Origin of the sequence: Microcystis sp. M_OC_Ca_00000000_C217Col, from assembly GCF_007095585.1 — a bacterium.
GTDB lineage: Bacteria > Cyanobacteriota > Cyanobacteriia > Cyanobacteriales > Microcystaceae > Microcystis > Microcystis panniformis.
In genome coordinates this window covers 20758-30944 of record NZ_SFBV01000191.1, presented here as the reverse complement: position 1 = coordinate 30944, position 10187 = coordinate 20758, and the positions used below count along the sequence as shown (strand labels likewise).

Genomic DNA, 10187 nt, shown 5'->3' with positions numbered 1-10187 from the left:
GTGTGATAATTTTTGCTTATGGAATCGTGAAATGCTTATCAGGCAAGACTTTTAGTGCTATTTGGCGGAATAAACTATCAGTATAGACCTCGTTTCCACACAGAAACCAGAAGAGCCCATATGCTACAAGCAATTATCGGCGAAATGTTTTATAAACATTTTACTAAAGGGATTCCTGATAATAGTCAAATTGAACAAACTCGTCAAGAATTTACCCACTATCATTATCGTCCTCAACTGAATCCTTGGGTAAAAGAAGAAGTGAAAAGATCGCCCGAAAAAATACCTATTATTGTCTAAACTTGGGTCAATCACTTAGGGTAAAAGATAAAATCAAAAATCACAAGATAGCATCTTTTACCTTTAACCCTCCGCAATTGCTGTCTATTACTTACGGATCTCTCAACTATGAAACCTATTGCAATTATTGGGATTGGCTGTCGTTTTCCTCAAGCCAATAATCCTCATGAATTCTGGCAATTATTATCAAATGGAATTGACGGAATCACCGAAATTCCTAAGGAGCGCTGGAATATTAATGAATATTATGATGAGAATCCTGAAACACAGGGGAAAATGAATTCTCGTCATGGGGGATTTTTATCGCAAGTTGATGGGTTTGATCCTAATTTTTTCGGAATTTCTCCTAGAGAAGCCTTATTAATGGACCCTCAGCAACGCTTACTCTTAGAAGTAGCTTGGGAAACCATTGAAGATGCAGGAATAACACGGGAACAATTAGCAGGATCGAAAACAGGTGTATTTGTGGGAATTGCCACAAACGATTATAGTCGCATTCATGCAGGATATAGCCACCATCCCCAAGGCTATGATTTAACAGGAAACTGCACAAATATCGCAGCCGGTCGTCTTTCCTATCTTTTTAACTTAAAAGGTCCTAGTTTAGCGGTAGATACGGCTTGTTCTTCCTCTTTGGTCGCAGTGCATCTCGCTTGTCAAAGTTTATGGAATGATGAGTCTTCAATGGCGATCGCATCAGGGGTTAACCTGATTTTATCTCCTATTGGTCATATTGCGTTAAGCAAATTGAAAGCCTTGTCTCCTGATGGACGTTGCAAAACCTTTGATGAAAGCGCCAATGGATATGTGCGAAGTGAGGGAGTCGGTTGTATTATTCTCAAACCGTTGGCTCAAGCGATCGCAGACAATGATTCCATTTATGCGTTAATTAGAGGAACTGCTATTAATCATGATGGACGCAGCAAGGGGTTAACGGTTCCTTATGGACCGGCACAAGAAAGCTTGATTCGATCAGCCTTGAAAAATGCCGAAATTGAGCCAAAAGAGCTTAATTATGTGGAATTACACGGGACGGGAACATCTTTAGGCGATCCCATCGAAGCGATGGCCTTGGGATCTGTGTTAGAAGAAGGACGAGACAAGGATAATCCTTGTTTGGTGGGATCGGTAAAAAGTAATATAGGACATCTCGAAGCAGCAGCAGGAATTGCCAGTGTGATTAAGATGGCACTTTCCCTGAAAAACAAGCAAATTCCGCCCAGTCTGCATTTTAACAAGCCGAATCCTTATATTCCCTTTGATAAGTTACCCCTTAAGCTTCAATCATCTTTAATTACCTGGCCAGAACAAGAAACAACCGCCAAGGTGGGAATTAGTTCTTTTGGATTTTCGGGAACAAACGCTCATCTTATCTTGGAAGAAGCTAATTTATCTCACCAAGAACCGATTTCCTTAACTTTCCCTCATTTACTTCCTTTATCTGCCCATAGTCAAGAAGCGGTCAAAGATTTAGCTCAAAATTATGAAGATTTCCTGAAAGATCAAGCTTTAACCGCTGAATTTGTCCAGAATCTTTGTTATAGTGCTGGTTTAAGACGGACTCATCATGCTCATCGTCAGGCAGTTGTGGTTCATTCTCCTAAAGAATTATTGAAGGGTTTAAAAGAGTTAGAAACGATTGATTTATCGACTCAATCTAAGCCTTCAAAACGTAAAACAAACATTGCTTTTGTCTTTTCTGGCCAAGGACCTCAATGGTGGGCAATGGGACGAGAATTATTAGCAACAGAACCCGTTTTTAGCTCTGTTATTAAACAATGTGATACTTTGATTCAAAAGTATGCTAACTGGTCATTATTAGCGGAATTTAATGCGTCTGAAGCTCAATCTCGTTTACAAGAAACAGAAGTTTCTCAACCTGCTTTATTTGCTTTACAAGTTGGATTAGCTAAATTATGGCAATCTTGGGGGATTAATCCCAAATCTGTGGTTGGTCACAGCTTGGGAGAAGTTGCAGCCGCGCATTTTGCGGGAATTCTAACTCTTGAGGAAGCCATTCATTTGATTTGTCAGCGCGGACAATTGATGCAGCAAGCAACAGGAAATGGAAAAATGCTTGCGATTGAATTACCTGTTAATGAGGTAGAAAATTTAATAGCTGCTTGGGAAAATAAATTAGAAATTGCTGCCATTAATAGTCCCTATTCAACGGTTGTATCTGGGGAGTCTCAATTGATCGATCAATTAATGGCTGAATTGTCCCAAAACCGTCCCGATATTCTCTCCAAAGAACTACCTGTTAATTATGCTTTTCATAGTCAACAAATGACGAGTTTTGCGGATAAGTTAGTGAAAAAATTAGGAGAGCTTAAGCCTCAAAAAAGCACCATACCAATTTTCTCAACCGTAACAGGTGATCAACAAGAGGGGACATTATTTAATGCCGCTTATTGGGGACAAAATATGCGTCAGACGGTACGTTTTAACCCTGCGATTGAAGCAATGATTAAATCTCGTCATACTATCTTTGTTGAAATCAGCCCCCATCCTGTTTTATTGGGATATATTAAAAGTACCTTGCGAGAACAAGATACTGAGGGATTTGTTTTACCCTCTCTAAGACGAGAACATTCTGAACGGGGAACGCTATTAAATTCTTTAGGAAAGCTCTACACTTGGGGACAGTCGATTAATTGGGAAAAATTATATCCCGAAAATTGTCAGTTTGTTAAGTTACCGCTTTATCCTTGGCAACATGAATCTTATTGGGTAAGTGATGCTAAACCTCAATTTAAGTCTGTTTCGTCTGCTTCTAGTTTACTTAATTTATTAGTTGAAGGCAAAACTGAACAACTAACTGAACAGTTAAATCAAAGTGATCAATTATCACCTGAAGTCAAGCAATTTTTACCCCAATTATTACAGTTATTGGTTGGAGAAGATGCAATAATAGCAGGCAAGATGCCTATCCTACAGGATGTTAGTAAGAACTGTTACAAAGTGGAATGGCAACTCAGTCCTTTAAACTTAAAAAATAAGCCTTCTCAAGGAGAACGGTGGTTAATTTTTAATGATAATCAAGGAGTTGGTAAAGCCTTAGCAACAACGCTAAATGATGCTTATATTTTGGTGTCTTCTGGTCAAACTTATCAGAAGTTGGTGTCAGGTCATTATCAAATTAATCCTAATAATGTTAAGGATTTTCAACGGTTGTTACAAGATCTAACTGAACCAATCACCAAAGTGGTCTATTTATGGGGGTTAGACAGCGATATTAACTCCCAAACCTCTCAAACTCGTTCTTATGCCAGTTTATTGTATCTAACACAAGCTTTAGCTCAATTTAAAACTAAAGAACCCCCTAAACTTTGGGTCATAACACAACAAGCACAACCGGTGAATGATGCTGTTAAACCGCTTAAAATAGCGCAAACGTCCTTATGGGGAATGGGTCAAGTCATTGCCCTTGAATATCCTAATTTATGGGGAGGATTGATTGATTTAGAAGAAAAACAACCATCGTCTCAAGCAATTATTGCTGAAATAACAGAAAATCTAGGAGAAGATCGCATCGCTTTTCGGGATCATCAACGATATGTTGCCCGTTTAGTACCTAATAAAGCAATAAAAAGCTCAAACATCAATTTTAAAAAGACAGAAGCCAGTTATCTCATTACTGGTGGCTTAGGCTCTTTAGGATTAAGTTTAGCAGATTGGTTAATTGAAAAAGGTGCAAATCATTTAATCTTAACCAGTCGGCGAGCCTTAGCTGACCATTCAACGGATAAACAGGTAAAAATCAAAGCTTTAGAGGATAAAGGGGCTACTATTCAAGTAATTGCCGCTGATGTCAGTGATTATCAACAAACCCGTCAACTTTTTCACCAAATTCAAGAAAATTGTCCTCCCTTACAGGGTATTATTCATGCGGCAGGGGTTTTAAGCGATCGCAACATTGACAAGATGGATTTCCATTGTTTTGAGAGCGTATTTAATCCTAAAGCAGCAGGAGCCTGGAATTTACACCAACTTTCTCAAGATTTATCCTTAGATTTCTTTGTTTGTTTCTCTTCCATATCTGCTTTAATCGGATCACGAGGTCAAATTCACTATGCCGCGGCCAACCATTTCTTAGATGGTTTAATGCACTACCGTCGAGAGTCTGGACTCACAGGGTTAAGCATTAACTGGGGACCTTGGGCTAAAGGGGGAATGGCCACGCAAGGCTATGAAGAAGGCTTAAAACGCCTGGGAATCAATCCATTACAACCTAATTTAGCCTTGGATACTTTAGATGCTCTAATCCATGGTAATGTTACTCAAACAATGGTAGCAGAGATTGATTGGTCTAAGTTTAAAACGATTGTTGCAGCAAAAGGACGGGTGGCTTTCTTAGAAGCGTTATTCAAGCAAGATCAGGATAATTTTGGGCAAACGGTCGAGAATTTCCCTCAAACCATCCAAAAAAACCCTCCTCACCGACGAGTCACCCTCTTAACCACTCGTTTACAGCAAGAAGTAGCGCAAGTCTTAGGAATTCACGGAGATACTTTACCAGATACTGATCAAGGGTTCTTTGAGATGGGAATGGATTCTTTAATGTCCGTAGAACTGAAACATCGTCTAGAAGGCTTATTTTCTGTCTCTTTACCTTCTACCTTTGCTTTTGAGTATCCCACTATTGGTGATGTGGTGCAGTATTTTGTCCAAGAAGTATTTGCTTGGCAAGATAATTCAGAAAATTCTCAGATTTCTTCGGAAACCGAGTCAACGGATGTTGTAGTACTCCACCAAGCCCTTGCTGAATTGGAGTTGCTGTCAGAAGTAGAAACAGAAGCCCTAATGGAACAGGAATTGGCGGAATTAGAAGCATTACTTTAACAGTTATCAGTTATCTGAATACCTAACAACCTCACACCTAATATCTAAGGAGCATTTTAACATCATGGATTCTCATCATCAGAAAACAGAATTAACGCCGTTACAAAAAGCAGTTATTGCGCTTAAAGAAGCTCGTAACAAGATTGAAGCCTTAGAACGGCAAAAAAATGAACCGATCGCTATTATTGGCATGGGCTGTCGTTTTCCGGGGGGTGCAAATAGTCCAGAGGCGTTTTGGGAGCTATTATCAAGGGGAAAAGAAGTAATTGTCCCTGTTCCTAGCCAAAGATGGGATGCGGAGGCTTATTATGACGAAAATCCCGATCTTCCTAACAAAACTTATGCTCGTTATGGCGGGTTTATTGACGCAGTAGATCAATTTGATCCGCAATTTTTCGGGATGACTCCCCGGGAGGCGATCGCACTAGACCCTCAACAACGATTATTATTAGAGGTAAGTTGGGAAGCGTTAGAAAATGCCGGAATTGCACCTCAGAAGCTGACAGGGACGCAAACAGGCGTATTTGTGGGCATTGGCTTGGATGATTACGCAAAACGGCAAATTAAGCAACAAATTCCCATTGATGCTTATACGGGATCAGGAAATGCGTTTTGTTTCGCTTCAGGTCGCTTATCCTATTTTTTAGGGCTACAAGGACCCAGTTTAGCCATTGATACCGCCTGTTCTACCTCTTTAGTCACGGTACATCTGGCTTGTCAAAGCTTACGCAATAGAGAGTCAAATTTAGCTTTAGCAGGGGGAGTTAGTTTAATGTTATCCCCGGAGGTGACGTTATATCTTTCTAAAACCCGCGCTTTGTCCCCTGATGGTCGTTGTAAAACCTTTGATAAAGATGCAAATGGCTATGTGAGAGGGGAAGGCTGTGGAATGGTGGTCTTAAAACGCTTTTCTGATGCTATAAGCGATGGAGACAACATTTTAGGCGTAATTAGAGGCTCGGCGGTCAATCAAGATGGCCCCAGTAGTGGTTTAACGGTTCCCAATGGATCAGCGCAAATGGCAGTTATTCGTCAAGCATTGGAGAATGCAAAAGTAAAACCCGAACAAATTAGCTATTTAGAAGCACACGGGACAGGAACAGCGTTAGGCGACCCTATTGAAGTACGGGGGATTAACAATGTACTATGCAAAGATCGTTCCACTGATAACCCCTTAATGGTGGGTTCAGTAAAAACGAATATCGGCCACCTAGAAATTGCAGCCGGGATGGCCAGCCTATTAAAAGTCATTTTATCCCTAAAAAATCAAGAAATTCCCCCCCATCTTCATTTTAAAGAACTTAATCCTGATTTAGCGGCTGCTGCAACCGCTCTCAAAATTCCTACCGCTTCTCTGCCTTGGCAGCGAACAGAAGAACCTAGAAGGGCCGGAATTAGTGCATTTGGATTAAGTGGCACAAATGCCCACATTATCATCGAAGAACCGCCTCAATTAAGCTTTAATCCTTCTGAAGTAGATCGTCCTGCTCATTTACTCACTCTATCGGCGAAAAGCGACGATGCTTTAGATGATTTAGCGCAAAAATGGGTCAACCATTTAGAGAAAAATCCTCAATTAAACCTAGCAGACTTAGCTTTTAGTGCCAACACGGGACGAGGACAATTTAACCATCGTCTGGCAATTTTGGCAAAATCAACCCTTGAAGCCAAGGACTCTTTAACAGCATTTACGCAAAAACAAGCTTGTTTGAATGTTTTCAGCCAAGCAGTTGCAAAAAGTCGTCAAAATAAGATTGCTTTCTTGTTTACAGGACAAGGTTCTCAGTATGCAGACATGGGACGACAACTTTATGAAACTCAACCCACCTTTCGTCATGCCTTAGAGGAATGCGATCGCTTATTGCAACCTTACCTAGAAAAGTCCTTATTAGAGGTTTTATACAGTGATTCTAGCTTATTAGACCAAACTGCTTATACTCAACCCGCCCTATTCGCCATTGAATACGCATTATATAAATTATGGCAGTCTTGGGGCATTAAACCTGATGGGGTTTTAGGTCATAGTGTGGGGGAATATGTGTCCGCTTGTGTTGCAGGGGTTTATTCTCTCGAAGAGGGAATCAAGTTAATTGCCGAAAGAGGACGCTTAATGCAGTCTTTACCCCAAAAAGGCGCAATGGCGGCCATATTTGCCTCTATTGAAACAGTAAAATCTGTTATTTCTCCTTATGGGGATCAAGTTGAGATTGCCACTATCAATAGTTCGGAAAATATCGTTATTTCGGGTGACAAGGAAGCGATTAATCAGATTAAAGCGGATTTAGAATCACAAAGCATTGAAGTGCGTCTGCTTCAGGTATCTCATGCTTTTCATTCCGGGATGATGCAACCGATATTAGCAGAATTTAAAGTGATCGCTGCTAAAATTAGCTATAAAACACCCCAATTAGATTGGATTTCCACCGTCACAGGTGAAGAAATCAGCCAAGCAGTAACAGAGGACTATTGGTGTCAACAAGTGCGTCAATGCGTCCAATTTGCCCCAGCAATAGAAACCTTAGCCAGCCAAGGTTATAATCTATTTATTGAAATCGGCTCTCATCCGATTTTAACGAGATTGGGTCAAAAAACCTTAGCAAACCCTGATTATCTGTGGTTATCTTCCCTACAACGAGGACAGGATGATTGGCAAATTTTATTACAAAGTGTGGCAAAATTAGCCGTTTCTGGGGTTAATATTGATTGGAATGGCTTTGATAAAGATTATGCTCGTCTTCGTCTTCCTTTACCTACTTATGCTTTCCAAAAACAACCCTACTGGTTAACCGTAGAGGCGCCTGGTTTACGCCCAACCCAAGGGACAGAAACCGTAGAAGGGCAAGACTTACACCAAAGTCAAGAACGAGAAACTTTAGGGGTGCCAGGCTTGCGCCCAACCCAAAAACAAAACGAAACCAAGGCTGAAAGCTTAGAAAGTCAATTAATTGCCTTAATAAGTCAAATTACGGGTTTAAATCCTCAGCAATTGAGTTTGAATGTTTCCTTAGAAGCAGATTTAGGGTTAGATTCTATTATGATGACCCAATTAATGAACGGGTTACTATCATTAATTCCTGAAGAGCAACGTAGTCAATTTAGTGAAACCTTTTCCCTACGCCATTTAATGCAAGTCTCCAATCTTCAGGAATTATTAACCATTCTTCAATCTCATACTTCATCCCCCAAATCTCAAATCTCTAACCCTAAACTACAAACCAAAAACCTCAAAACACAACCCTCGAATCTGGTTCCTATTCTCCATAGTCAAATTCCCTTGTTAATGAGTTATTGGAGTCTCAATTCTAATAGTTTATTTACTAAGGTTAAAATTGCAGGAGAATTTGACTTAAATATTGCTCAACAAGCATGGAAACTGTTAATTAATCGACATCCCATGTTACGGGCGCAATTTCAGATTCCAGAGGATGCCACCTGCTTTGCAGACTATCAATTAGAAGTGCTAGAAAATCCCATTCCTCCTGAAATTCTTGTTAAAGATTTCACCACTTTAACTCCTGAGGAACAAGGGGAGAAAATTGAAGAAGAAATCTATCATTGGTTAAACTATAACTGGTCTTTAACGCAATGGCCGCTGCATGGATTTTCTGTTCTTAAATTATCTGATCAAATTCATCAATTATTTTTAGGGAATGAACACTTAATTTCGGATGGGTTAAGTAACCATGTCATGATGCGGGAATTCTTGGAAATTTACCGGGCCATAGTTGCTAAAGAAACGCCAAATCTTCCCCCTACATTGACTGTAGAAGATTATCGAAAACAGGTTCAATTAATGAACGATTGGCAAGATATTGAGGAAGATCGAGCCTTAGCCGAATACAATAATGCTGTGTCTGGAATGTCCTATCGTTGGCAACCTAAACAGCAGAAAAATGCTCAAAAATCTCCTCTCTTTTACAATCAAAAGTATCTACTTTCAGCAGAAACTACTTCTCAATTAATCGATAAAACTCGTCAATGGCGAGTCCCGATGAATGCACTATTATTAGGTGCATTTCTAAAAACTATGTCACAAATAGATTCAAAAGCTGAAAATATCGGAATTTCGATTCCCACCAGTGGACGAATTTACCCCGAAGTAGATGCAACAGGTGTGGTTAGTAGTTTTGCTCAAAATCTGGCATTAAGTTTTGCTAAACCTCAATTTGAGCAAGATTGGCCGACCTTTTTAAGCCAAATTCAGCAAACTGTACAACAACATATTGGCACAGGTTTAGATCGGGCGCAAACTCGTCAAATGGGAACAATTTTTCGAGACAATATTACCCTAGAAAAGGGTAAAATTCCCCCTCATAGTCTTTCTTTAATACAGGAGGCTTTAAAGTCTAATTTATACCTTCCTTATACGGGACAAACTCACCTGCAACCTCAGTATGATGCTTTATCAATTACTGACTATCAAGCCGGAGGAATGAACGCCACTGGAACAATTGATATTCTGCAAGAAATCTTTAATAATCGTCTTCATCTATTTGCAAGTTACGATTACCATCACTTTGACTTATTGCTAATAGATCAATTAATGACAGCCTATGTCAGCCAAATTGAAGAACTAGCCAATTTACCCGTGCAAGATCAAGTTATTATTTCTCATTCTTTCTCTATTTCTCTTAATACAGAGATTGAAGAAATGCTACGACAAATAACTTCCGAAATTTGTCATTGGACAATTGAAGAAGACGAAATAAGTGATGATTTGGAGGCAGATTTAGGACTAGATTCTTTAGAACGCATTCGCCTTGTTACCAAGCTAGAAGGGATTTATGGCAAACAATATCGCCAAGACCTTTTAAATTGTCGTACCTTGCAAGAAATGGCTGCTATTTTAGCCCCATCTCAACCTTCAATCCTCAACAGCTATCGGTAAAATACAGTCTGACAAATTAATATTAGGAAAAACAAAAATATGTCATTTCTACTTAGATAGGAATCCACAAATATTTATGATATTCTGAACTTTTTTTGTCCAGCTATACCTCAATCAGCGAAGGTTCGTAATTAGTCCTTAATGGCTACCTGCTAAA

General features: G+C 39.7%; 3 protein-coding genes. All 3 read left to right on the top strand.

Features of this window, described 5'->3' with window-relative positions; all coding sequences use genetic code 11:
- Nucleotides 1-120: 120 nt before the first annotated feature.
- Nucleotides 121-300, top strand: coding sequence for a hypothetical protein (locus tag EWV66_RS11185; RefSeq protein ID WP_287109108.1), 180 nt, complete (start codon nt 121-123; stop codon nt 298-300).
- A gap of 108 nt (nt 301-408) precedes the next feature.
- Entirely contained in the window at nt 409-5142 is a 4734-nt protein-coding gene (locus tag EWV66_RS11180) for a type I polyketide synthase (RefSeq protein WP_287109106.1), read from the top strand.
- 64 nt (nt 5143-5206) lie between these two features.
- Nucleotides 5207-10030 carry a type I polyketide synthase gene (locus EWV66_RS11175; RefSeq protein WP_287109105.1) on the top strand — a complete coding sequence of 1608 codons (4824 nt, stop codon included), beginning with the start codon at nt 5207-5209 and terminating at the stop codon, nt 10028-10030.
- The last annotated feature ends 157 nt before the right edge of the window (nt 10031-10187 follow it).